Annotated in this window: 23 protein-coding genes; 15 read left to right on the forward strand and 8 right to left on the reverse strand. The window is 62.5% G+C overall.

Annotated elements, in window-relative coordinates:
• The first annotated feature begins 5 nt into the window (after positions 1–5).
• The 4 genes from DFR46_RS09580 (at position 6) to DFR46_RS09595 (ending at position 4,546) form a co-directional block, all read left to right on the forward strand.
• Complete coding sequence (locus DFR46_RS09580; protein WP_116236243.1) at positions 6–1,340, forward strand: cytochrome P450; 1,335 nt, start codon at positions 6–8, stop codon at positions 1,338–1,340.
• A gap of 106 nt (positions 1,341–1,446) precedes the next feature.
• On the forward strand, positions 1,447–2,463 hold the full coding sequence (locus tag DFR46_RS09585) for a polyprenyl synthetase family protein (RefSeq protein WP_116237260.1): 1,017 nt from the start codon (positions 1,447–1,449) through the stop codon (positions 2,461–2,463).
• A gap of 36 nt (positions 2,464–2,499) precedes the next feature.
• Positions 2,500–3,030: an AAA family ATPase gene (locus DFR46_RS09590; protein ID WP_116236244.1), complete on the forward strand. Its 531-nt coding sequence runs from the start codon at positions 2,500–2,502 to the stop codon at positions 3,028–3,030.
• A gap of 160 nt (positions 3,031–3,190) precedes the next feature.
• Positions 3,191–4,546, forward strand: a complete 1,356-nt coding sequence (locus tag DFR46_RS09595) for an MATE family efflux transporter (protein ID WP_245953792.1) — start codon at positions 3,191–3,193, stop codon at positions 4,544–4,546.
• Between the two features lie 527 nt (positions 4,547–5,073).
• Here the strand turns inward: DFR46_RS09595 and DFR46_RS09600 are convergent.
• From DFR46_RS09600 to uvrB, 4 genes are all read right to left on the reverse strand, one after another.
• Positions 5,074–5,586 (reverse strand): hypothetical protein, encoded by a 513-nt coding sequence (locus tag DFR46_RS09600; RefSeq protein WP_116236246.1) that lies wholly within the window; start codon positions 5,584–5,586, stop codon positions 5,074–5,076.
• A 98-nt stretch (positions 5,587–5,684) separates the two neighbouring features.
• Positions 5,685–6,200 (reverse strand): hypothetical protein, encoded by a 516-nt coding sequence (locus DFR46_RS09605; RefSeq protein ID WP_116236247.1) that lies wholly within the window; start codon positions 6,198–6,200, stop codon positions 5,685–5,687.
• Positions 6,197–6,853, reverse strand: a complete 657-nt coding sequence (locus DFR46_RS09610) for a hypothetical protein (RefSeq protein WP_147297660.1) — start codon at positions 6,851–6,853, stop codon at positions 6,197–6,199. Before DFR46_RS09610 ends, DFR46_RS09605 begins: the two co-directional genes overlap by 4 nt.
• Positions 6,854–6,929: 76 nt before the next feature.
• Complete coding sequence (gene uvrB / locus DFR46_RS09615) at positions 6,930–9,110, reverse strand: excinuclease ABC subunit UvrB (protein ID WP_116237261.1); 2,181 nt, start codon at positions 9,108–9,110, stop codon at positions 6,930–6,932.
• A gap of 188 nt (positions 9,111–9,298) precedes the next feature.
• Here uvrB and DFR46_RS09620 point away from each other — a divergent pair, with 188 nt between their 5' ends.
• From DFR46_RS09620 to DFR46_RS09640, 5 genes are all read left to right on the forward strand, one after another.
• The gene (locus DFR46_RS09620) at positions 9,299–9,838 is read left to right on the forward strand and encodes a DUF3617 domain-containing protein (protein WP_116236249.1); all 540 of its coding nucleotides are present in this window, start codon (positions 9,299–9,301) and stop codon (positions 9,836–9,838) included.
• A 147-nt stretch (positions 9,839–9,985) separates the two neighbouring features.
• The gene (locus DFR46_RS09625) at positions 9,986–10,555 is read left to right on the forward strand and encodes a DUF3617 domain-containing protein (RefSeq protein ID WP_162843455.1); all 570 of its coding nucleotides are present in this window, start codon (positions 9,986–9,988) and stop codon (positions 10,553–10,555) included.
• A gap of 94 nt (positions 10,556–10,649) precedes the next feature.
• Positions 10,650–11,729: a TIR domain-containing protein gene (locus DFR46_RS09630; protein WP_211306414.1), complete on the forward strand. Its 1,080-nt coding sequence runs from the start codon at positions 10,650–10,652 to the stop codon at positions 11,727–11,729.
• A 16-nt stretch (positions 11,730–11,745) separates the two neighbouring features.
• Positions 11,746–12,738 carry a toll/interleukin-1 receptor domain-containing protein gene (locus tag DFR46_RS09635; RefSeq protein ID WP_116236252.1) on the forward strand — a complete coding sequence of 331 codons (993 nt, stop codon included), beginning with the start codon at positions 11,746–11,748 and terminating at the stop codon, positions 12,736–12,738.
• 30 nt (positions 12,739–12,768) lie between these two features.
• A complete protein-coding gene (locus DFR46_RS09640) occupies positions 12,769–13,158 on the forward strand; it encodes a VOC family protein (RefSeq protein WP_116236253.1) in 390 nt (129 codons plus the stop codon).
• Positions 13,159–13,235: 77 nt separating this feature from the next.
• Here DFR46_RS09640 and DFR46_RS09645 read toward each other — a convergent pair whose 3' ends face one another.
• A complete protein-coding gene (locus DFR46_RS09645) occupies positions 13,236–14,417 on the reverse strand; it encodes an MBL fold metallo-hydrolase (protein ID WP_116236254.1) in 1,182 nt (393 codons plus the stop codon).
• Between DFR46_RS09645 and DFR46_RS09650 the strand changes: the two genes are divergently transcribed.
• The 3 genes from DFR46_RS09650 to DFR46_RS09660 all read left to right on the forward strand — a co-directional run bounded on the left by DFR46_RS09650 (position 14,397) and on the right by DFR46_RS09660 (position 17,561).
• Positions 14,397–14,810, forward strand: a complete 414-nt coding sequence (locus DFR46_RS09650) for a TraR/DksA family transcriptional regulator (RefSeq protein ID WP_245953794.1) — start codon at positions 14,397–14,399, stop codon at positions 14,808–14,810. The two genes, DFR46_RS09645 and DFR46_RS09650, sit on opposite strands and share 21 nt — an antisense overlap.
• Positions 14,798–15,820 (forward strand): DUF3616 domain-containing protein, encoded by a 1,023-nt coding sequence (locus DFR46_RS09655; RefSeq protein ID WP_116236255.1) that lies wholly within the window; start codon positions 14,798–14,800, stop codon positions 15,818–15,820. Before DFR46_RS09650 ends, DFR46_RS09655 begins: the two co-directional genes overlap by 13 nt.
• 70 nt (positions 15,821–15,890) lie before the next feature.
• Positions 15,891–17,561: a flavin-containing monooxygenase gene (locus tag DFR46_RS09660; RefSeq protein ID WP_116236256.1), complete on the forward strand. Its 1,671-nt coding sequence runs from the start codon at positions 15,891–15,893 to the stop codon at positions 17,559–17,561.
• A gap of 197 nt (positions 17,562–17,758) precedes the next feature.
• On the opposite strand, the gene DFR46_RS09665 is transcribed toward DFR46_RS09660, so the two are convergent.
• The 3 genes from DFR46_RS09665 to DFR46_RS09675 all read right to left on the reverse strand — a co-directional run bounded on the left by DFR46_RS09665 (position 17,759) and on the right by DFR46_RS09675 (position 19,780).
• Entirely contained in the window at positions 17,759–18,028 is a 270-nt protein-coding gene (locus DFR46_RS09665) for a hypothetical protein (RefSeq protein WP_147297661.1), read from the reverse strand.
• Between the two features lie 112 nt (positions 18,029–18,140).
• Positions 18,141–18,623, reverse strand: a complete 483-nt coding sequence (locus tag DFR46_RS09670) for a MarR family winged helix-turn-helix transcriptional regulator (protein WP_116236258.1) — start codon at positions 18,621–18,623, stop codon at positions 18,141–18,143.
• A complete protein-coding gene (locus DFR46_RS09675; protein ID WP_116236259.1) occupies positions 18,620–19,780 on the reverse strand; it encodes an Acg family FMN-binding oxidoreductase in 1,161 nt (386 codons plus the stop codon). Before DFR46_RS09675 ends, DFR46_RS09670 begins: the two co-directional genes overlap by 4 nt.
• A gap of 568 nt (positions 19,781–20,348) precedes the next feature.
• Here DFR46_RS09675 and DFR46_RS09680 point away from each other — a divergent pair.
• Genes DFR46_RS09680 through DFR46_RS09690 form a run of 3 tightly spaced genes read left to right on the forward strand, consistent with a single transcriptional unit; the run spans position 20,349 to position 22,746 of the window.
• A complete protein-coding gene (locus DFR46_RS09680) occupies positions 20,349–22,220 on the forward strand; it encodes a ribonucleoside-diphosphate reductase subunit alpha (RefSeq protein WP_425453160.1) in 1,872 nt (623 codons plus the stop codon).
• Positions 22,220–22,537, forward strand: coding sequence for a hypothetical protein (locus tag DFR46_RS09685; RefSeq protein ID WP_116236261.1), 318 nt, complete (start codon positions 22,220–22,222; stop codon positions 22,535–22,537). Before DFR46_RS09680 ends, DFR46_RS09685 begins: the two co-directional genes overlap by 1 nt.
• A complete protein-coding gene (locus DFR46_RS09690; protein ID WP_245953796.1) occupies positions 22,534–22,746 on the forward strand; it encodes a hypothetical protein in 213 nt (70 codons plus the stop codon). Before DFR46_RS09685 ends, DFR46_RS09690 begins: the two co-directional genes overlap by 4 nt.
• Positions 22,747–22,777 lie beyond the last annotated feature (31 nt).

The following is a 22,777-nucleotide window of genomic DNA, read 5'->3' on the forward strand; positions in this document are numbered from 1 at the left end:
GCCTGATGCTCGAACTCAACCATCTCAAATATCGGAGAGCCGGCTGGAAGGGACCGCGTAACACACCGGTTTACCCGACTGACGAGATCGTCAACCTCACCAGCCTTGACGTGTTTCGCACCGGGCATCCCATCGAAGGCTATAAGCGGCTGCTCGCCGAAGCGCCCGTTTACTGGCAGGAGGAACCGCAGGAAGCCGAGCCCGGTTACTGGGCGGTTTCGCGCTATTCCGATGTCAAAACCATCTCCAAGAAACCGGAAATCTTCTCCAGCCAGAAAGCCGGCGTAAATATCGCGCTGGGCGATCCGGACAATATGCACCCGCTGCTTTCCCCCGGGGCGCTCGACAATATGATCGCCCTTGATGGCGAACCCCATGTCGAGCTGCGCCGCCAGCACATGCCCTTTTTCACGCCCAGCTATATCGCGCAGCTGAAAGAGAAGGTGGACGCAAAGGTCGGCGAAATGCTCGACGAACTCGCGACCAAGGCGCCGCATTGTAATTTCGTCGATGAGTTCGCCGCGCAGCTTCCGCTCTTTACGCTCGCCGAACTGCTCGGCGTCGACCAGGCCGACCGGCCCAAGCTTGTCCAGTGGATGACCGATCTGGAGATGGCGAGCTATTTTGGCAGCGTACGCGAAGGGCTGCTCGCCCCCACGCCGGAACTGCTTGAGGCCTATAATGGCTGGGAAGACCGGATTGCCGAATTCTTCGCCTATGGTACGGCCCAGATCGAAGATCGCCAGAAAACCCCGCGCGACGACCTGATGTCGGCCATCGCCAATGCCGTTGTCGATGGCGGACCGCAGCCCGACATGTATCTGAAAGGCGCATGGCAGCTCATCTTCATCGCCGGCAATGACACAACCCGCAATTCGATGAGCGGCATGATGAAGCTGCTGACCGAGAATCCGGACCAAAAGGCCAAGCTGCTCGACAATCCGAACCTGCTGCCCAATGCGATCCAGGAGGCCATCCGGCTCGTCTCGCCGGTCATCCACATGAAACGCATCGTAATGGAGGACACCGAGGTTGGCGGGCAGCCTCTGTCCGAGGGCGAGAAGGTCGTCATGTATTACGGCGCCGCCAACCGCGATCCGGCCATGTTCGAAAACCCCCATGCTTTCGACATCGAACGCAAGAATGCGGACCGCAATCTCGCCTTCGGTTTCGGCACCCATGTGTGCCTGGGCCGGCAGATCGCGCTGATGCAGCTGGAAAGCGCCTATCGGCAGCTGCTCGCCCGCTTTCCCGATATGGTGATGGATGGCGAGATGGTGTGCGCCCCGAACAATTTCGTCCATGCGATCACCGAGATGCCGGTGAGCTTCAAGGGCTAGGCACAGGCGGCGGCGATCTGCCGGGCAGAGAGTCGCTCGACGGGCAAATCGCCGCACCGCCTGCCCCTTGCTTTTCCGGGCGAATCCGCCCAAACCGCCGCCCGATATGAGCGCGACTGTAACTCCGATCCGCGGCGACACATCGCCGCCCTCGTTGGACCCCGTAATGTCTCTGGTTTCGACCGACCTCAACAAGGTCAATACGGTCATCCTCGACCGGATGCGTTCCGATGTGCCGCTCATTCCGGAACTGGCCGGGCACCTGATCGCCGGCGGCGGCAAACGCATGCGGCCCATGCTGACGCTGGCCTGCGCCAAGCTGCTCGATTATCCGGGCGACCGGCATCACAAGCTCGCCGCCTGTGTCGAGTTCATCCATACGGCGACGCTTCTGCACGACGATGTCGTCGACATTTCGGATCAGCGGCGCGGCAAGAAAACCGCCAATGTTATCTGGGGCAATCCGGCCAGCGTTCTGGTCGGCGATTTCCTGTTCAGCCGGTCGTTCGAGCTGATGGTCGAGGATGGCTCGCTCAAGGTGCTCAAAATCCTTTCCAACGCCTCGGCGGTGATTGCCGAAGGCGAGGTCAACCAGCTCACTGCCCAGCGCCGGATCGATACCGGCGAAGACCGCTATCTCGATATCATCGGTGCCAAGACGGCGGCGCTGTTCGCCGCAGCCTGCCGCATCGCCGCGGTTGTGGCCGAACGCGACGAGGATGTGGAAAAGGCGCTCGATGCCTATGGCCGCAATCTCGGAATTGCTTTCCAGCTGGTCGACGATGCGATCGACTATGTTTCCGACGGCGAGACGATGGGCAAGGATGTCGGCGACGATTTCCGCGATGGCAAGGTAACGCTCCCCGTGATCCTGGCCATTGCTCGCGGCACCGACGAGGAAAAGCAATTCTGGCGCGACGCCATTGAAGGCCGCCGGGTAAGCGATGAAGATCTGGCCCATGCCAAGGACTTGCTCATCCATCACAACACCATTGCCGACACCATGACCCGCGCCCGCCATTATGGGCAGCGCGCCATCGACGCGCTCGGGCCCTTCGCCAATGGCCAGGCCAAGTCCGCCCTCACCGAGGCTGTCCAGTTCGCGGTAGCCCGCGCCTATTAGCCGCAAACCCGGTTCCATCCCTTTTCGGGTATCATCATGCAGCGTTTCATACTGACCGGCGCCCCCGGCGCAGGCAAAACCACGATCGTTCGCCAGCTCGCAGGGCAGGATTGCAAAACAGTCGCCGAGGCGGCCACCGATATCATCGCGCGCGAACAGGCCGCCGGTGTCGCCGAGCCCTGGACCGCAGCGGGCTTTGTCGCAAAGATAGCGCAATTGCAGAAACAGCGGATCGCGGCGGCAACCGGCTGGATCCAGTGCCACGACCGGTCACCGATCTGCACGCTGGCGCTTGCCCGGCATCTGGGCGTTCCGGTCCCGCCCATATTGGAGCGCTTGCTCGACCGGATCGCAACGCAACGCCTCTTCGAACCTTCCGTTTTTATCGTGGACAGCCTCGATTTCATCGAGAAAACCGCAGCTCGGCGGATCGATCTCGAGGAAGCGCGTGCTTTCGGTCGGCTCCATGCGCAGGCCTATGCGGAATTGGGCTATCGGCTGGTTTCCGTCCCTGCCGGCCCGGTAGCCACGCGCGTGGAACAGGTTCGCGCCCATTTTGTGGCCTAAAAGATACGTTCGGGCGAAAGCCTGTGATCCGGTTGCAACAAAGCGCTTCGCAGGGTCACGTAAGCTCGCTACACACGCCGCCACTATGAACTGCACGAGTCGCCTTAGCTGTGTCCGATAAATGGCAAACGCTTCTGCCCTTGATGGCCATCGGACGCCCATGCGCGCGGAGATTCGCGCCACCCTTGCCCTCGCCCTCCCGCTAATAATCGGGAATTTCGCGCAAGCCGCGATCAATACCACAGACGTCCTGATCCTCGGCCGCTACGATGTCGATGCGCTCGCCGCGTCGGCGCTCGGAGTAAACCTGTTCTTCGCTTTCGCGGTATTCGCCATGGGACTGGTGATGGCCGCCTCACCGCTGATCGCCGCCGAGCGCGGGCGCAAACCGCATTCAGTTCGCGATGTCCGGCGCACGGTACGACAGGCCTGCTGGGCTTCGCTGGCCGTCTGCCTGCCGGTCTGGGCAACATTGTGGAACACCGAATGGGTGATGCTGCTGTTCGGGCAGGATCCCGCCCTATCGGTGGCAGCGGCAGGCTATGTGCGCGTGATGATGTGGGGGCTTTTCCCCTTCCTGATCTTCTGCGTGCTCCGCCATTATGTGTCGGCGCTGGAACGGCCGATCTGGGGGGTTATCGTTACGGTGATCGGCGTGGGGTTCAACGCGCTGGCGGACTGGATCCTCGTCTTCGGCCTGTTCGGCTTTCCCGAGCTCGGCCTGACCGGCGCGGCGATTGCCAGCCTTGTGGCCAATTTCGTGCTGATGTTCGGCATGATCCTTGTCGTGATCATGGTGCCCTCTTTCAGGCGCTATCGGCTGCTCGGACGCTTCTGGCAGAGCGACTGGCCTCGCTTTTTCGGCATTCTCGGCCTTGGTCTGCCAATTGCGGTAACGCTGGCGCTCGAGGTGACGGTCTTCAACGCCGCAGTATTCCTGATGGGCCTGATCGACCGGGATTCGCTGGCCGCCCATGCGATCGCGATCCAGGTCGCCAGCCTCGCCTTCATGATCCCGCTCGGTCTCAGCCAGGCGGCAACCGTGCGGGTCGGGATATGGCACGGCCGGCAGGACAGGGCCGGTGTTGCACGGGCTGGCAGCGTTGCGCTGTGGCTGGGCTGCGGCGCGGCACTTCTGCTTTCGGCCGGGATGGTGGCATTTCCCAATGAGCTTGTCGGGCTGTTCGTCGACCGGGCCGAACCGGAAAGCGCGCCGGTCTTCCGGCTCGCCGTTTCCTTCCTGATAATCGCCGCGCTGTTCCAGCTCGTCGACGGAGCCCAGGCGGTCGGCGCGGGGGTATTGCGCGGCCTGCAGGATACCCGCGTGCCGATGCTGTTCGCCGCGATCGGCTATTGGGTGGTCGGGCTTGGCCTGGCGGTATGGCTCGGTTTTCCCGGCGGCCTGGCGGGGCTGGGTATCTGGATCGGGCTTGCCGCCGGTCTCGCAGCAGCAGCCGTCCTCATGGTATCGCGCTGGTTCATGCGGGAACGGATCGGGCTCGTGCGCTACGAGTGATTAGAGCGCAGGCTTAGTTTGTCAGGGCAAAATTTGTCAGAATTTCCCTGGCAGGAAATCGCCGCACCGGGATCTGTCTGTCAGACCTTCGGCTTCGCCTCAGGCGCCGCACCGGCCCGCTCCCCCTCCCGGCCTCCCACTCAGTGTATTCTATGGGAGGCCGGGAGGGGGAGCGGGCCGGTGCCGCGATTTCCTGCCAGGGAAATTCTGACAAATGGAATGCCCAACAAGCATTCCGCAATCCGCCCACATATGAAAAAGGCTGCCAGGCACATCGTGCCTGGCAGCCCTGAACATGGTCAGCGGCCGGAGTGCCGGCCGGAGAACTCAGGCGGGGCTTAGCCCCGCATCCTCCGAAACGACTGAACCGACCTCTTTACTGAACCATGAGACATCGGATCACCTCCTTTCGCATTGTTGAACTCATGTACAGGAATGAATCATTGCGACTCGTGGATCAAGCCTTGTTTTTCAATTTTATTTGGGCGATCTTCATTGGCTCGCCGCGAACGCTGTTTGCGGCGCTTCTATTGGGCGGGCTCCGCAGAGTCTCCGGTACTGGACGCCGCAGCACAGCTTTCGAAAAACTCCTGCAACACGGAATCGGTCTCGATCATCACCGGCGGTGCGCCATCGGCCTCGATCGTCAACGGTACGGGAAAAGCGCGGACCGCACCCATGAGCGGCCCGCCGACCGGAGCGCGGGCGAGCCGGACCGTCCCCTCGGCGGTGCCACGCATTTCCACCGGATCGACCCCGTGCATGAAATCACCGGCGCGCATCAGAATGGCCGGCCGCGCGCCATCGGCAAAACCGCCTGGCATTTCGAGCACAAGCTCGGCCGTTTCCGCGTCGCAGTGGAACGAGGCGAGCAAAACGCCCCCGTCATCGGCATAGCTTGCCTGTTCGGCACTGGCCGTCCAGGCCCCCGGGGTCAGCGTCAGCGCATCGGGCTCGCCGCTGCCTGCCTCATCGCCGGCGCCGGAACAGGCACCAAGGGCGGCGGCCGCGCCAAGTATAATTGCTGAACGAAATCTCATCGTCATTCCCTCCGGTCGGGCCCGATCGGGGCCAGGCCGTGGCGCATGGCATGGAAATGTTACAAACATGCGGCAACGCGCCGCACCGCGTCCGGCCGTTAGCCGCGACAATCCTCGAAAACCCGCGTCATTTGCGGCCAGTTGGGAAGGGCGACGACGCTCTGGCCGGTCACCGTCACCACAATCCGGCCGCGGCTGAAGGCGATGGCATCAAGATAGCTGTCCGTCCCGCTGGTTGCGGCGACGATATAGGGCTGCGCGCCCGAACTGTTCTGTGCGGCGTAGCTGGCCTCGCCGTGACTGGCCTGAAACGCCATGGTGCCGGCCGCTTCAAGGCTGCCCTCCAGCGAGAAAAAGATGCGCCGGTCCGCCCGGTTGCATCGGACCAGGAACAGCGCTTCGCTTTCCGGTTCGCCATAAAGCGCGAGCGAGCCGCGCTCATCCTCGCGATAGACCCAGGTTCCGGGCGCAAGCGGGATATCGCGCCAGTCTGTTTCGCTGGCACTCCCGGTCGCGGCGCCCGATGCAGCAGGCGTCTGGGCCGAACAGGCTCCCAGCGCAACGACAGCGCTGGTGGCGACAAGCGCTCCGTAAAGCGCCGCGCGGCGGCTCACTCCTCTGCCTCCCCGGCATTCTCCGCAACGGCGGCGGCACCGAGATCGGTTGTCGCTACCGGCGTGTCGCGGCGGTCACAGGAACTGACGACGCTGGTAAGCACGTCATCGGCCGGAATGGTAAGCTGCTGATCGCCGCCCATGCGGATCGCATAGGGCCCGCTGCCGCTGATCAGCCGACCGATAAAGGGGTCCGCCGCCGGAACGGAAATATAGGCCTCGGCAACATCGCCAACGCCTTCGGACGCGATGAATGTCGACCCGCCTTCGGGCGTATTGATAAACACCGTGCCGGATCCGCCCTGCGGCACCATGCCGATCAGCCGGACATCTACCCCGCCGCCGGTTTCGCAGGCGATCGAGACGATCGGGGCTTCACCCTCTTCGCCGAACCGGGCCATGCGTTCGCCATCGACGGTAGCGACGCTCCAGCTGCCCGGCGTGAGGCTGCCCGAACCGCTGGTGTCGATCTGGCCGGGCGAGGTACCGGAAAGCACCTCCTCCTCATCGACCCCGGCACGCGCTTCGGCCGCCAGCCGCGCATATTCGGCCTGCGCCTCTACCGCCGCGGCGCGCGCTTCTTCCGGCGTTTCGGTCCGCGCACAGGCGGACAATGCTACTGCTGGAAGGAGAATATAAGCTAGTGAACGCAAGGGGAGTCTCCCGGAAATGTCATTCCCCATCAATGGGGCGGGAGGGCGCGAATATCAAGGAAAGCGTGCTGGTGTCCTACCCCATCTTCCGCACGGTCTTGCCATAGCCCATCTTGCGGGTGCCGGGCCGGCCCTCCGTCGCGCGGCCCTTGGGGGCAGCGATCTGGTCGTCTGACGGGATGCCGAGTTCGTCGGCTTCCAGTTTGCGGATCTGGTCGCGCAGGCGGCCGGCTTCTTCGAACTCCAAGTCGCCGGCGGCGGCGCGCATGCGTTTTTCGAGATCCTCGATATAGGCGCGCAGGTTATGGCCGACGAGATTGTTGACCTCCTCATCGCCGGTGGAGACGGTGACGCTGTCCTTCGATGCCGTGTGCGCGACGATATCGGCAATATTGCTCTTGATCGTCGTCGGCGTGATACCGTGTTCGAGATTATATTCGCGCTGCTTCTCGCGCCGCCGGTCGGTTTCGGCAATGGCGCGCTCCATCGATCCGGTTATCCGGTCGGCATAGAGGATCACCCGGCCTTCCACGTTGCGCGCGGCGCGGCCGATCGTCTGGATCAGCGAGGTTTCGGAGCGGAGAAAGCCTTCCTTGTCCGCGTCCAATATGCACACCAGCCCGCATTCGGGAATGTCGAGGCCTTCGCGCAGCAGGTTGATGCCCACCAGCACATCATAAACGCCGAGGCGCAGATCGCGGATCAGCTCGATCCGCTCCAGTGTCTCCACGTCCGAATGCATATAGCGAACCTTCAGCCCCGCCTCATGCATGAACTCGGTCAGATCCTCGGCCATCCGCTTGGTGAGTGTGGTGACGAGCGTGCGATAGCCTTTCTTCGCGGTTTCGCGGCATTCGGCGATGCAATCGTCGACCTGCTCTTCCACCGGGCGGATGAGAACCGGCGGATCGATGAGGCCGGTCGGGCGGATCACCTGCTCGGCGAACACGCCGCTCGTCTGTTCCATCTCCCAGGAGCCCGGCGTCGCCGAAACGCAGACGGTCTGCGGGCGCATCGCATCCCATTCGTTGAAGCGCAGCGGCCGGTTGTCGATGCAGCTGGGAAGGCGGAACCCATATTCGGCCAGGGTCAGCTTGCGGCGGTGATCGCCCTTGGACATCGCGCCGACCTGCGGGATCGTCTGATGGCTTTCATCGACGAAGAGCAGCGCATTGTCCGGCAGATACTCGAACAGCGTTGGCGGCGGCTCGCCGGGGAGGCGGCCAGTGAGGAAGCGCGAATAATTCTCGATGCCCGCGCAGCTGCCTGTTGCGGCGATCATCTCGAGGTCGAAATTCGTGCGCTGCTCCAGCCGCTGGGCTTCCAAGAGCATGCCCGCCTCCTGCAGCTCCTTCAGGCGGACTTCGAGTTCGCGCCGGATCGCGCCCATGGCCTGCTTCATCGTCGGGCCGGGCGTTACGTAATGGGAGTTGGCAAACACCCGGACCTTGTCGAGCGCCGTGCCCTTCTTGCCGGTCAGCGGATCGAATTCGACAATCTCCTCGATATCGTCGCCGAACATCGAGATGCGCCAGGCCATATCCTCGTAATGCGAGGGGAAGATTTCGAGATTGTCGCCGCGCACCCGGAAATTGCCGCGCGCAAAGGCGGCGTCGTTGCGCTTATACTGGAGCGAGACGAGCTTGCGGATGATATCCCGCTGGTCGACGCTTTGGCCCTTTTTGATGTCGAAGGTCATCGCCGAATAGGTTTCGACAGAGCCGATGCCGTACAGGCAGGAAACCGAGGCGACGATCAGGACATCGTCGCGCTCCAGCAGCGCGCGCGTCGCCGAATGGCGCATCCGGTCGATCGCCTCGTTCACCGAACTTTCTTTCTCGATATAGGTGTCGGAGCGCGCGACATAAGCCTCGGGCTGGTAATAGTCGTAATAGGAAACGAAATATTCGACCGCATTGTTCGGGAAGAACTGCTTGAATTCGCCGTACAGCTGGGCCGCAAGAATCTTGTTCGGCGCGAGCACCAGCCCCGGCCGCTGCAGCGCCTCGATCACCTTGGCCATGGTGAAGGTCTTGCCCGATCCGGTGACGCCAAGCAGCACCTGGTCCTTCTCGCCGGACTGCGCCGTTTCGACCAGCTCCTTGATGGCGGTCGGCTGGTCGCCGGAGGGTTCATAGTCGGAAACGAGCTCGAAACGCTTTCCGCCCTCCGCCTTTTCCGGGCGGGCCGGGCGATGCGGCACGAAGCCGCCATCGGTTTCGGGTTCTTCAAGGCCGGTTCGGATCGCAATTGCCATGGATGAGGATATGGCCGCGCGCAGATGGTTTCGCAACGGGGTGCGCGCCGCATCCGGCACCTCTCCTGCCATTGGAAAGCGGCGCTTGCCGCTACGGATAGTGCTTGCGTCTTATCCCCGCCTTCGCCAGTGTTCGCGCCAAGGGTCGGTACTATCCCCAGTTTTTCGATACCAAGAGGTAATTCAACATGAAGAGATTTTTGATGGCGGCAGCGCCGCTTGCGCTGCTTGGCGCATGTTCGGGTGGCGGCGCCAGCGGCAGCGACGACCTTCAGGCCGGCGAATGGACGATGACGAGCCAGATAGACGAAATCACGCTGGCCGGCATGCCGGAGGAAATGGTCAACCAGATGCGCGAGCGGGCCAATGAACAGCCCCCCAACATCAACTGCCTCACCGAAGAAGATGTCGAAAATCCTGTCGAGGGCATGTTCGCAAACAGCGAGATGGGTGACGATTGCGATTTCGGCGACTCCGCCTTTGAAGACGGCGTCATCAACGTGAATGCAACCTGCCAGGGCCCGGAAGGCCAGGGCATAGCGAACCTCTCGGTACAGGGCACCTACACCGCCACGACGATGCAGGCGGAGCTTTCGGTGAATGTCGAAGGCGGTCCATCGGAAATGAGCATGTCGAGCACGCTGAGCGCCGAGCGCACCGGCGAATGCACGGCTGAGCCTGAGGCTGAGCCTGAATCTGACGCAGCCGCCACCGACGAGGAAGAATAACCGCGTAAATGCGAGCAACCGGCGTCGTCACGGTCCCCGGGATCGCGGCGACGCTTTTCTTTTGCAGCAGCGCGCGGCATTGATGCTGCAATCCAGCCCGCCTATCACGGGGGCACAAGCAACACCGCGCCGATGAGAGGACATGAAATGACGAAATCCCATTTGAGAACCCTGTTTGCCTTTGCCGCACCGATTGCGCTGCTTGGCGCCTGCTCCTCGGGCGGCGATACCGACACCGATGGCGACGGCGAAATCTCCAGCGAAGAAGCGCAGGCTGAGGTGGAGAGCGCCGGCATCAGCATTACCCCCGGCCAGTGGGAATCGACCGTCCAGCTTACCGAATTTGATATGCCGCAGATGCCCGAAGAAGCGCGCGCGATGATGCAGCAGCAGATGGGCACCGCACACACCAGCACGTCATGCATCACGCCGGAGGAAGCCGCCAACCCGGAAGCCAATATGTTCGGCGACGACAATGACGACTGCACCTATACCGATTTCACCATGTCGGGCGGCAATATCCTGATTGCCGGCTCCTGCCAGACGCAGGGCATGCCCGGCGCAACGAGTATGCGGATGGAAGGCAGCTATACGCCGACCAGCTATGACATGACGATGAACATGAACATGGAGTCCGGCCCGGCCGGACCGATGAGCATGGCCGGACAGGTCACTGGCCGCTTTGTGGGACCGGACTGCGCGGCGGACGCCGACTAGTGGACTGCAAGTCATGAAGCGGCGCGCCGTTGATAGCGCGCCGCTTCATCACTAGGGTGAGGGCCGACGCAGCGGCTACAGATGGGGGGCGATGATGGCGCAGGATAATGATGAAGCAGCACCAGGCCGCAGGCCCGTTGCCTTTATCAGCCATCACAGCTCGCAGGAGAAAACCGCCCGCCATCTCAAAACGGTGCTTGAACGCAATGGCGTCACCGGCTGGATGGCGCCCGACGATATCGATCCCGGCGTCGCCTTCGATCAGGCGATCATAGAGCAGGTCGAACGCTCGGACCTGATCGTCCTGCTGTTCTGCGCAAAGTCCGATCAGTCGCGCCATGTGAAGCGCGAGCTGATGATGGCGGAGAACAACAAGAAGCTCATCTATCCGGTGCGGCTGGAGGATATAGACGCCAAGGGCCTCGCCTATTGGCTCAACGATTATCAGTGGATCGACTGGATCGACCGGCGCGATGCGACGATCCAGAAAATGATCGAGACGGTAAAAAAGCAGGTCGGATACGAAGATGTCGACGACCATGCCGTTCCCGCTGAGGATGCCGAGGCCGATACACCGGGCGATACTCCGCCGGTTGGCTTGATGGGCGGAGACGGTGGGGCAGCGGACGGGCCGCCCCGCTTCGCCGGAATTCCGCTCAACCGCAATGGCTGGATCGCCATTGGCGGGGTCGCGGTGCTTGCCGCCATACTCCTCGGCCTTGCCGTCAACGCGCTGACAAGCAATTCCGTCGACAATGTACGGCCCGGTCGCTGGCAAACCAGCTATGTCGTGGACCGCATTCTCGAACGGCCCGATACCAACGTCATGAGCGAGACCCAGCTCGACACTTTTCTCGCCAATTTCGAATCCAACAGCGCCATCCAGTGCATAACTGAGGCGGATGCCCGCTCACCGGGCAACGATTTTTTCGATCCCGAGCGCGAGAATAACTGCGCAATGAGCAACCTGACCTGGGAGAATGGGCGTTTTCGCGTGCAGCTGGAGTGTGAAGCACCCAGTCTGGACGGCATCACCCTGAATATCTGGATGCGCGGAACCTATACCGAAGAGAATATGGAAACCGAGGCCGAATATGCCTGGACCGACGCCGCATCGAATGAGCTGCGTATCGTCGCCAACCAGAATGCGCGCTATCTCGGCCCCTGCGAGTGACGTGCAGGCCGTGTAAATGAGCGACGAGCCGCCGGAAACCGAAGACGCGCCCCGGCCGGTTGCCTTTATCAGCCATCACAGCTCGCAGGAGCAGACGGCGCGCCATCTGAAGACGATACTCGAACGCAACGGGATTACCGGCTGGATGGCACCCGACGATATCGAACCGGGGGTATTGTTCGACAAGGCTATCGTCGACGAGGTCAGGCAGTGCGATATGATCGTGCTGCTGTTCTGCGCAAAGTCCGATCAGTCGGATCATGTACGGCGCGAGCTGACGCTGGCCGTCGACAATAAGAAAATGATCTATCCGGTGCGGCTGGAAGATATCGATGCCGAGGGCCTCGCCTATTGGCTGAGCGGTTACCAATGGGTCGACTGGCTGGATCGCCGTGACGCCACGATCCAGCGCCTAATCGATACGATCAAGATCCAGGCCGGAGACGACGTGGCAGACGGGTCGGCGGCCCATCTTCCGGGTGGCCGCAAACGCGCTTTCGGCAGGCGACCAACGTGGCTGGGCGGCGGCGCTGCCGTCGCGATCGCGGCGCTGGCCGCTGGCTGGTATCTGCTCGGCGGCGAAGAGGATGCCGAATTCAAGATACTGGCCGGGAGCTGGACCCGCGAACTGACCGCCCATGCCGCTGTCGGCGCCGAGGACGACACGGCCGCACAGGCCCTGTTCGCCAGCCTCGACCTTGAATCGGCGAGAGGCTGTATCGGGGCCATCGAGTCCACCAATCCCGGCATCTCCTTCTTCGATCTCGATGGCCGTAACAATTGTTCGATGGAACAGTTTTCACCCGGCGACGATTCCAAGATGCTGGCCGAATTCACCTGCCGCCCCGCCGTGCTGGACGGCGCGACCGTAACATTCGCGCTCGATGTAGCGCCCGAGCGAAACACGAAGATCCTGGCCGATGGCAATCTGACGGTACGGGATAGCGCGGGCGGGCAAAGCCTCTATGAAGTGGAATTCCACTATTTCTACTCGGGGAAGAATTGCTGATCCACAAACCGGCAACGAAAGGCAAAGACGATGATCGGATATGCAACCATCGGCACCAATGACCTGGAAAAGGCGCGCGGCTTTTACGACGCACTTGCCGGGGTAATTGGTGCCAAACGCGTGATGCAGCTGGACGAAGGCTTTACCGGCTATGGCAAGGATATGACCCAGCCGATGCTGTGCGTCACGCCGCCTTTCAACGGCGAAGATGCGACGCCGGGCAACGGCGCGATGGTCGCGCTACAGGCTGAAAACCGTGCCGAGGTCGATGCGTTGCATGCCAAGGCGATGGAGCTTGGAGCAAGCGACGAGGGTGCGCCAGGCCTGCGTGAGCCGGAGGAAATGCGCTTCTATGCCGCTTATTTCCGCGATCTCGACGGGAACAAATTGTGCGCGTTCAATGTGGGGTCGGGAGACTGATTTGTCGGAACATTGCTTGCGCAATGTTGCGGGAGCGGGCCGGCGCGGCGATTTCCTGCTAGGGACATTCTGACAAACTAGTCTAGATCCCGGATCTCCGGCGTTGCCGCGCAGCGCTCCACCTCTGCTTCATCCAGCTCCGGCGTTCCGCGCACCGGCGGCACGTCGAAACGCTGGCCATGGCGGACGGCGCGGAAAAAGCCGTGCTCCACTCCGGCGCAATCCTGCAGCATGTGAAGCATGCGGGCCGGCGTCCAATAGCCTTCCCAGCTCAGGCGGAACGTGCCCCAATGGATGCCGATGGAGACCGGTCGGCCCAGCCGGTTCCAGACCTGCATCGCGTGCATCGGGCCGATATGGCTGCCGCTCCAGTCCTGCCCCCGCTGGAACCGGAACGCGCCGATCGGGATGAAGGCTAGCCGCACCGGGCCATGGGCTGCCGCTTCTTCCGGCCAGCGCATGTCGCCCGGGCCCGTATCGCCGCCGAAGAAGATATTGCCGCCGGGCGTGGCGATGATGAAACTGGACCAGAGCGCCCGGTTGCGGTCGACGCCCCAGCGCGATCCCCAATGATGGTTGCGGGTGACGATGACAGACACCTCTTCCGACACCTGCACGCTCCCGCCCCAATCGCGGGTCACGGCCTCGGCGCCCGCCTGGGCGATCACCGCGTCATTGCCAAGGCTGGTCACGATCAGCGGCCGATCGCGCTCCCAGAGCCGCCTCAGCGTTTCCAGATCGAGATGGTCGTAATGGTTGTGGCTGATCACGACGAGATCGATCGGCGGCAGGTCCTCGAACCGGATTCCCGGTGCGGCAACGCGCCGCGGACCTATCCCCTGCACCGGCGAGGCATAGTCCGACCAGATCGGATCGGTGAGAATGTTGAGGCCCTGGGTCTGGATGAGCGCCGAGGCATGGCCGATCCATGTCGTCACCATCCGGTCTCCCTCGACCCGTTCGTCGGGGACGATCGGATTGACGGTCACATGTTCCGGCCAAACCGGGCGGTCGTCGCCCAGAACAAGCCGCAACAGGAAACTGCCGCGCCGCGGATTGCTCCTGCTTGAAGGGTCGCCAACCCAGTCGCCTTCGCCCTGGTCGGGATTGACGAAATGCGCGCCATCGAAGTTCGCGGCCGCAGGACCCTGATAATAAATACGGTCGAGAAAGGGCGGGACGACCACCGGCAGCAACAGGATCGCGATCAGCGCGAAAAGCAAGCCGGAGCCGACCCAGTGGAGGATGCGTTTGACCATGCCCTTCGCCTAGCGCTTGATCTTGGCAAGGCCAAGGCCGACACAGGGGCGATGGCAGAAGCGAGTGATGAAACGGACAATATGCGCGAGAGGCTGATCGCCCTGCGCGCCCAACTGTCAGGCGAGGATGCGGGCGCGGCCGAATGGCGCAAGCCGGTCGCGCTGGACCAGCAAAGCGTGGGACGGCTCTCGCGCATGGATGCGATGCAGCAGCAGCAAATGGCCGATGCCGAGGCGCGCCGCCGAAAGTCCGATATCGCGCGGATCGATGCCGCGCTGAAAAGGCTGGACGAGGGCGAATTCGGCTGGTGCCTGAGCTGCGGCGAGGCAATCGCCGAAAAACGGCTGGAGATCGACCCCATGGCAACACAGTGCATCGCATGCGCATCCTGACGCTCGGCGCGCTCGCGCTGCTGGCTGGCTGCAACGAACCAGCGGAACCACCGCGCGAACTGCGCAGCGGAACCACCGTTTCAGGCCATTTCGGGCCCGAAGGGACGATTTCCGAAGATGTAAGCGGTCTTGCCTGCGACTGGCAGCGCGGCGGCGACAGCATGCGCTGCCTGGCCATCGAGGATGAGGGAGATTCGGCCCAATGGACAAGTTTCAACGGCACCGTTCTGGCAGCGGGCCAGCGTTTCGGCCTGCGCGAAGGCGGCGCTCCGCTGGGTTCCGCGCCGCGCGATATCTGCGATGAATATGATCCTGAAAGCCGCGAAGTGGATGGCGAGGCTGCGGCCTATAGCGACGGCGTGTTCTATGTAACCGGTTCGCACGGCTGCGCTCGAAACAGCAACGATTTCCGCCCGGCCAGCTTTATCGTCGCGCGCATCGCGCCGGACGAACCTAGAGGCCCGATCGTGCCGGGCACGGTCGCCCTGACCACAAGCCACAGGCTCGCCCGGCTGATGCAACAGGATGAAACGCTCGCGCCCTATTTCGGCGCCTCGCTCTACGATGCCAACGGGCTCAATATCGAAGGGCTGGCCGTGGACGGAGACAGAATGATCTTCGGCCTGCGCGCGCCCAGCATCGAAGGCCATGCCTATCTGTTCGAGACGAGCGCCACCGCGCTCTTTTCCCGCCAGATTGTAGGAAGCGGGCGCTCTCTCACCGTGCCACTGGGCCGCGATACCGGCATTCGCGATCTCGCCTTCCTGCCCGATGGGCGACTGCTGATCCTCTCCGGCCCTGCCCAGGACCAGGACGTGGCTTACCGGATCCATCTGCGCACGAACGACGGCGCGGTATCGACGCTGGAGACCCTTTCCCCCGCTGGAAACAGCAAACCCGAAGCCCTGGCCATTGTCGGGCTGCAGGGCCGTGTCCTCTCCCTGCTGATCCTGTTCGACAGCGCCGCGGACGGCGCGCCGGAACCGCTGACGCTACGCCTCCCGCGCTAGGAAGCCTGCGCCTCGACTCTCGCCGAAAGCTGCCGCAAGATGGCGGAAAAAATGGCGGGGAGAGGAACGGATGAGCGCAAAACACATGGATGTGGTAATTGTCGGTGCGGGTTTTTCCGGCCTCTACCTGCTCCACAAATTGCGCGAACTGGGGCTGTCGAGCCGCGTGTTCGAAGCCGGCGGCGATGTCGGCGGCACCTGGTACTGGAACCGCTATCCCGGCGCACGCTGCGATATCGAAAGCATGGAATACAGCTATAGCTGGTCGGAAGAGCTGGAACAGGAATGGAACTGGTCCGAACGCTATTCGACCCAGCCGGAAATTCTCGCCTATATCAACCATGTGGCCGACCGGTTCGACCTGCGCCGCGATATCCGGTTCGACACGCGGGTAGCGGCGGCCAGCTATGACGAAGCGAGCAATCTCTGGACGGTGGAACTCGATAGCGGCGAGAGCGTCTCGGCGCGCCATGTGGTGATGGCAACGGGCTGCCTCTCCTCCCCCAACCTGCCGGACATACCCGGCATGGCGGATTTCGAGGGGCCGACTTATCAGACCGGGCTCTGGCCGCATGAAGGCGTGGACTTTACGGGCCAGAAAGTAGGCGTGATCGGCACCGGATCGAGCGCGATCCAGTCGATCCCCGTCATCGCCGAACAGGCCGCCGAGCTTGTCGTTATGCAGCGCACTCCCAATTTCGTCGTGCCCGCACATAACCGGCCGCTCGGCGCCGACGAGATCGCCGAGACCAAAGCCGGCTACCCTGCCCTGCGCGAACAGGCACGCGACGAAGCGGCGGGTTTTCTCGGCTCGACCGTCACCATCGAAGCCATGGCGCTCGACACGCCTGAAGCCGAGCGCACGGCCGAGTTCGAGCGGCGCTGGAATTATGGCGGGCTTCGATTCATGGCGAGCTATCCCGATATCGGCATGGTCATGGAGGCCAATGACACGGCCGCGGAGTTCATCCGTTCCAAGATCCGGGAGCGGGTAGACGATCCGGAAACCGCCGAGCTGCTATGCCCGAAAACCTATCCCGCCGGGGCCAAGCGACTGTGCGTCGATACCGGCTATTTCGAGATCTATAATCGCGATCATGTCCATCTGGTCGACCTGAAATCGACACCGATCGAGCGGATCACCGCCAAGGGGGTCCGGACAAGCACGCGCGAATATGCGTTTGACGCGATCGTCTATGCCACCGGCTTCGACGCAATGACGGGTACTCTCGACAAGATCGCCATTACCGGCCGGGGCGGGCGCAGGCTGAAAGCCAAATGGCGGGACGGCCCGGAAACCTATCTCGGCCTGATGAGCGAGGGTTTTCCCAACCTGTTTCTCGTTACCGGGCCGCAAAGCCCTTCGGTCATCTCCAACATGATCGTCTCCATCGAACAGCATGTCGAGTGGATCGCAGCCTGTATCGGAGATGTCGGCGATGGCTGGATCGAACCGACACGCGAAGCCGAAAAGAGCTGGGTGGACCATACAAATTTCATGGCCGGCCTGACCGTCTATCCCTATGCCGACAGTTGGTATATGGGCGCGAATATCCCCGGAAAACCGCGTATCTTTATGGCCTATCTCGGCGGCGTGCCCGGCTATCGCGCGATCTGCGAAGACAGCAGGGCAAAGGGTTATGCGGGCTTTACCGTGTCGGGTGAAACCGGCGGAGAATCGGTGGACTATCTGTCACATCTCGATCTTCCCGAGGAAATCCTGGCGCTCGCCGCGGCGTAGCGTGTCAGAATTTCCCTTGCGGGAAATCGCGGCACCAGCCCGCTCCCCCACCCGGCCTCCCACGAGTGTACCCTGAATGGGAGGCCGGGTGGGGGAGCGGGCGAAGATGACAAGGCTCCGGCGGCGCGAAGCGTCGCTGGATGTCATCGGAGGGCGGTGCGGCGATTTCCTGCAAAGGAAATTCTGACAAACAAGCTCTACCGCCGGTTCATATGTTTGAGCATCATATAGGTGCCGATGTTGAGCGCCGTATAGCCGCCATAGAAGAAGAGGATGATCGACTGGCCCGACTTGGCGAACCACAGCGCGCCGACCAGGAACAGGAACTCGACCACATAGCCGCCATAGCCGCCGGCAAAGCGGTGCAGCGCCTGGGCAACTTCGGCAAATACCGGCCCGCGGCCTTCCATCACCGAGCGATGCAGAAAGAAGTTGCACACGCCCATCATGAATATGATCCAGATCATGGAGGCGCTCCTACCATCCCGGCCCGCATGCAGCCAGCGCCTGTTCGCGATCCCGCGCCGCATGGTTTGCGGATTGTCGGGCAATATCGGATCGGCCTTACTTCGGTGCGCGTCACTCCGGCCGGTGGTCGTCCAGCAGGATGCGCAACTTTGTCAGGGTCGGCAATATCGCTTTCAGTTCGCGCGCCGATATTTCCCCGGTCAGCACCTCGTTGAGCGGTGCCAGCCCATCGAGCCCGGTCCGGCGCATCGCCCTACCGGCTTTCGTGACTGCCACCCGGCGAATCCTGCGATCGTCCGGATCGGCCTCCAGCGCGACAAGGCCCTTGTCTTCCAGTTTCCGGACTGTGGAGGACATGGTGGGCTGACGCACCTGAAAGGCGCTGGCCAGTTCGCCGATCGTCTGTTCCGCATCGAGGCGGAGCAGATGGTTGAGCACGCCATATTGCGCCTTGGTCATGCCTTCCGGCAGCACCGATTCGAACAGGGTTTCGGCGAGCTGCGCGATGATCGCGATTTCGGTGATCGCCAGCATGATGGGCGGATCGCCCCTGAGACCGGGGCCCTTCGCCTTGCGTGTCCGGCCCTTGCTCATGCGATATCGACCAGCCGGCTGGTCAGCGGCCAGCGCGGTGCCGGCGGGATGGCGGGTGCCTGCCCGATCCGGAACAGACCCTGCAAGCGGGCGGGTGCCGCGATACCGAGATGGCTGTGGATGCGCCGATACTGCTCCGCCATCTCAGGAAACTCCTGCAGAGCCTGGCTAAGCGGTTGCATGGCCAGCCCCTCGCGCGCCGCCGCAAGCTGGACCCGAAGCCAGGCGGCGCCGGTATCCAGCTGCGTTTCCCGGCTGTTGTCCGCGCTGTGCAACCAGACCATTGCCGGGCTTGCATCGATAAGCGCCGTGTACATCCTGATCCCCTCGGCAAAGCCATAGCTTTCCGGATCGGCCAGCTTTTCGCGCGTCACCATACCGAGATTGCTGGCCGCCTCCATGAACGGCCCGTCCAGTATGATCCCGTCCGGCGCGGCATTGGCTTCGGCGGCGCCGATCCGCATCAGATCGATGCTTTCCTGCAAGGTGTGCGGCGTCCGGTATTCGATCATCCAGGCTTCGGTGGCGATCCTTTTGAGGGGCGCCACGCTTTCGGCATCGTTGGCCCAGCCCAGTCCGACCCTGTCGGCATCCGGCAACGCCGTCTGCAACGCGGCGAGCCGGCTGCCCGCAACCGGCTCGGGATCATAGGCTTCGCGGTTCGTGTGGCGATCGAGAACCGCCCCGAACAGCGGGTCTTTGGCGATACCCGGCTCGGGCACCAGCCGGATATCGGCAATGGCGCGCGCGTCGAGCACCGGCTGGGGCTCTCCATCGGGAAAGGGCGTTATCGCCGCGCGATACCCCTTCTCCGCCGCAGCCATCCGGAGCAGCTCCAGAAACGCGCCAAAGCCGATCGTAATCTGGCGATTCGGCGGATCGGTTTCGGGGAGCATTCTATCAAGGTCGGCCGTCAGGCGGATACCATCCTCGCCGATCAGCTCTATGATCCAGGGCTGACGATTGTGCGGATTGGGCGCGAGGATGGCATAGGCCAATATGTCGAGCCGCGTATCGCCAAACCCCTCGGCCGCAGCGCGCCAGGGTTCACGGGCCCGGGAAAGATTCGGCGAGAAGATATCATAGGCGAACAGGCCGCCGCCGACGATCACCGCGCTTGCGGCCCCGGTAACGAGAAGAGCGCGGCGTGTAGGCATGGCGAATCCCCAATTGCATATACGTCTATTATATAGACAACTACATATTTTGTCCACCTTGCGGGCGGACCGGGATCGGATGGGACGCGCAGCCGGAATTCGTACACGCCGCTCCCAACCCGGGTGCGGCGCAGGATATTTTTTTGTTCTTCTTTTGTCCCCTTGCAATCGCGCAACGGCAGTTTCCCCCGTGCGTCGCTGCACCTGCGAAGACGCCGGACTGCGACGAACCGAGTCAGGGGGGCGATGAAACGAGTCACGGTTTTACCATATCCCCCCTTGTATGCGACTCATGGTTAAGACACTATGACTAGTGGTTCGGACGGGGGTCTACGCAACAGGTTGTGGTGCTATCGATATTGGCGATGTGGGGGAAATTGCCCCTGGCAACCGCCCCGTGTGGATATCGGGGACAAGTGCGAATGAGTTCCCTCACGGCCGGCAAAGGGGTGTAGGAACGAAGTTTCCGACTCGAACGAAGTAGGAACATTCCTATATGGAATGGTGTATAAGGGGTATTGAGGCGATGGATTTGGCGAATAACGGCGAAGTCACCGTGGAAGACGTGATGGACGCAATGGACACACCGAAAACGGACGAAAAGGCGGAAGAGGAGCTTACGAGCAAGTCTATCCGCCCGCAGCTGCACCCGATCGAGAAGGACGATTCGCGCGACGCGCTGCTGACCGAGTTTGGCAAGGAAACGCTGAAAGACCGCTACCTCCTCCCCGATGAAAGCTATCAGGACCTCTTCGTTCGCGTCGCATCGGCCTATGCCGACGATGCCGAGCATGCACAGCGCCTGTACGACTATATCTCCCGGCTCTGGTTCATGCCGGCGACGCCCGTGCTCTCCAATGGCGGCACCGGGCGCGGCCTGCCCATCTCCTGTTACCTCAACAGCGTATCCGACAGCCTGGACGGCATTGTCGGCACCTGGAACGAGAATGTCTGGCTCGCGTCGCGCGGCGGCGGCATCGGCACCTATTGGGGCAATGTGCGCGGCATCGGCGAACCGGTCGGCCTCAATGGCAAGACCAGCGGCATCATTCCGTTCGTTCGCGTTATGGACTCGCTCACCCTGGCGATTTCGCAGGGCTCGCTGCGCCGCGGTTCGGCCGCCTGCTATCTCGATATCTCGCACCCCGAGATCGAGGAATTCCTCGAAATCCGCAAAGCCTCGGGCGATTTCAACCGCAAGGCGCTGAACCTGCATCACGGCGTGCTCGTCACCGACGCCTTCATGGAAGCCGTGCGCAATGGCGAGGAATGGCACCTCACCTCGCCCAAGACCGGCGAAACCCGCGCCACGGTGGATGCGCGCTCGCTGTTCCAGAAACTGGTCGAGACGCGGCTTGCCACCGGCGAGCCCTATATCGTCTTCAACGACACGGTGAACCGCATGATGCCCAAGCATCAGCGCGATGTCGGGCTCAAGGTTTCAACCTCGAACCTGTGCAGCGAGATCACCCTGCCCACCGGCGTCGACCAGCACGGCAACGACCGCACGGCGGTCTGCTGCCTCTCCTCGCTCAACCTCGAAAAATGGGACGAGTGGAGCGAGGACCCGATGTTCATCGAGGATGTCATGCGCATGCTCGACAATGTGCTGCAGGACTATATCGACCGCGCCCCGCCGGAAATGGCGCGCGCCAAATATTCGGCCGAGCAGGAACGCTCTGTCGGCCTTGGCGTGATGGGCTATCATAGCTTCCTCCAGGCCCGCGGCCTCGGCTTCGAAAGCGCGCTCGCGAAAAGCTACAACCTCAAAATCTTCAAGCATATCCAGGCCAAGGCGTCGGAAGCCTCGATGATGCTCGCCAATGAGCGCGGGCCCTGCCCCGATGCAGCCGACCAGGGCGTGATGGAGCGGTTCAGCTGCAAAATGGCGATCGCGCCGACCGCGTCGATCAGCATCATCTGCGGCGGCACCAGCGCGTGCATCGAGCCGATCCCGGCGAACATCTATACGCACAAGACGCTGTCCGGCAGCTTTGTCGTGAAGAACCCGCATCTCGAAAAGCTGCTGCAGGAGAAATCCAAGGACAGCGCCAATATCTGGAACTCGATCCTCGAACATGGCGGCTCGGTCCAGCATCTCGACTTCCTGACGTCGGAAGAGAAGGACAGCTTCAAGACCAGCTTCGAGATCGACCAGCGCTGGCTGCTCGAACTCGCCGCCGACCGCGCGCCCTATATCGATCAGGCGCAGTCCCTGAACCTGTTCATCCCGGCCGATGTCGAGAAATGGGACCTTCTCATGCTCCACTTCCGCGCCTGGGAGCTGGGCATCAAATCGCTCTACTATCTCCGCTCGAAATCCGTGCAGCGCGCGGACTTTGCCGGCGGCGTGGAGGCCGACAACACGCTCGATCCGGCCAAGGTCGAACTCATGACCGGCGAAACCACCGATTATGACGAGTGCCTTGCGTGCCAGTGATGGCACGCCCCGGCAATTCTCCCTTCCGTCCGCTCGCGGCGCTGCTGCCGCTCATCCTGCTCACCGCCTGCGCGGCGCAGCAGTCGGGGGCGGGGGTCGCGCCGGAGGCACCGGGCTTCCTGCTCGGCGTGTGGCACGGCTTTATCTTCCCGGTCGCCTGGGTGGTCTCGCTCTTTGTGGACAGCGTCGCCATCTATGCGGTGCCGAACAATGGCGGCTGGTACGATTTCGGCTATTTTGTCGGGATCGTGTTCATCGGCGTCGGCGCGCGCAGCAGCACCAAGCGGGTGATCGTTTATCGGGACAGGCGCCGGTGACGCGCAGCCTTGCCCTGATGACCGCGATCAGCGGCACATTGACGGTCAGCGGCCTTGCCCTGCTCGTCCGCCCCGCCGCCGTCCGCAACCTGCTCTCGATAAGCGAGAGCGAAGGCGCGGCTTATGCGCTGCGTATCATCGGCGCGATGCTGTTCGCCGCCGGCTTGTTCGTAGGCGGTTTCGCCGCCACCCTCAGTTTCAACAGTTAGACGCCCAGACAGAAAGCCCAGGAGAAACCAA

This window comes from Parasphingopyxis lamellibrachiae, assembly GCF_003385775.1.
GTDB classification, from domain to species: Bacteria; Pseudomonadota; Alphaproteobacteria; order Sphingomonadales; family Sphingomonadaceae; genus Parasphingopyxis; species Parasphingopyxis lamellibrachiae.

Excerpts from the sequence above, each read along its gene's own strand:
- DFR46_RS09580 (WP_116236243.1), top strand. The coding sequence starts at position 6 with ATGCTCGAACTCAACCATCTCAAATATCGGAGAGCCGGCTGGAAGGGA.
- DFR46_RS09585 (WP_116237260.1), top strand. The coding sequence starts at position 1,447 with ATGAGCGCGACTGTAACTCCGATCCGCGGCGACACATCGCCGCCCTCG.
- DFR46_RS09590 (WP_116236244.1), top strand. The coding sequence starts at position 2,500 with ATGCAGCGTTTCATACTGACCGGCGCCCCCGGCGCAGGCAAAACCACG.
- DFR46_RS09595 (WP_245953792.1), top strand. The coding sequence starts at position 3,191 with ATGCGCGCGGAGATTCGCGCCACCCTTGCCCTCGCCCTCCCGCTAATA.
- DFR46_RS09600 (WP_116236246.1), bottom strand. The coding sequence starts at position 5,586 with ATGAGATTTCGTTCAGCAATTATACTTGGCGCGGCCGCCGCCCTTGGT.
- uvrB (WP_116237261.1), bottom strand. The coding sequence starts at position 9,110 with ATGGCAATTGCGATCCGAACCGGCCTTGAAGAACCCGAAACCGATGGC.
- DFR46_RS09620 (WP_116236249.1), top strand. The coding sequence starts at position 9,299 with ATGAAGAGATTTTTGATGGCGGCAGCGCCGCTTGCGCTGCTTGGCGCA.
- DFR46_RS09625 (WP_162843455.1), top strand. The coding sequence starts at position 9,986 with ATGACGAAATCCCATTTGAGAACCCTGTTTGCCTTTGCCGCACCGATT.
- DFR46_RS09630 (WP_211306414.1), top strand. The coding sequence starts at position 10,650 with ATGGCGCAGGATAATGATGAAGCAGCACCAGGCCGCAGGCCCGTTGCC.
- DFR46_RS09635 (WP_116236252.1), top strand. The coding sequence starts at position 11,746 with ATGAGCGACGAGCCGCCGGAAACCGAAGACGCGCCCCGGCCGGTTGCC.
- DFR46_RS09640 (WP_116236253.1), top strand. The coding sequence starts at position 12,769 with ATGATCGGATATGCAACCATCGGCACCAATGACCTGGAAAAGGCGCGC.
- DFR46_RS09645 (WP_116236254.1), bottom strand. The coding sequence starts at position 14,417 with ATGGTCAAACGCATCCTCCACTGGGTCGGCTCCGGCTTGCTTTTCGCG.
- DFR46_RS09655 (WP_116236255.1), top strand. The coding sequence starts at position 14,798 with ATGCGCATCCTGACGCTCGGCGCGCTCGCGCTGCTGGCTGGCTGCAAC.
- DFR46_RS09660 (WP_116236256.1), top strand. The coding sequence starts at position 15,891 with ATGAGCGCAAAACACATGGATGTGGTAATTGTCGGTGCGGGTTTTTCC.
- DFR46_RS09665 (WP_147297661.1), bottom strand. The coding sequence starts at position 18,028 with ATGATCTGGATCATATTCATGATGGGCGTGTGCAACTTCTTTCTGCAT.
- DFR46_RS09670 (WP_116236258.1), bottom strand. The coding sequence starts at position 18,623 with ATGAGCAAGGGCCGGACACGCAAGGCGAAGGGCCCCGGTCTCAGGGGC.
- DFR46_RS09675 (WP_116236259.1), bottom strand. The coding sequence starts at position 19,780 with ATGCCTACACGCCGCGCTCTTCTCGTTACCGGGGCCGCAAGCGCGGTG.
- DFR46_RS09680 (WP_425453160.1), top strand. The coding sequence starts at position 20,349 with ATGGACGCAATGGACACACCGAAAACGGACGAAAAGGCGGAAGAGGAG.
- DFR46_RS09685 (WP_116236261.1), top strand. The coding sequence starts at position 22,220 with ATGGCACGCCCCGGCAATTCTCCCTTCCGTCCGCTCGCGGCGCTGCTG.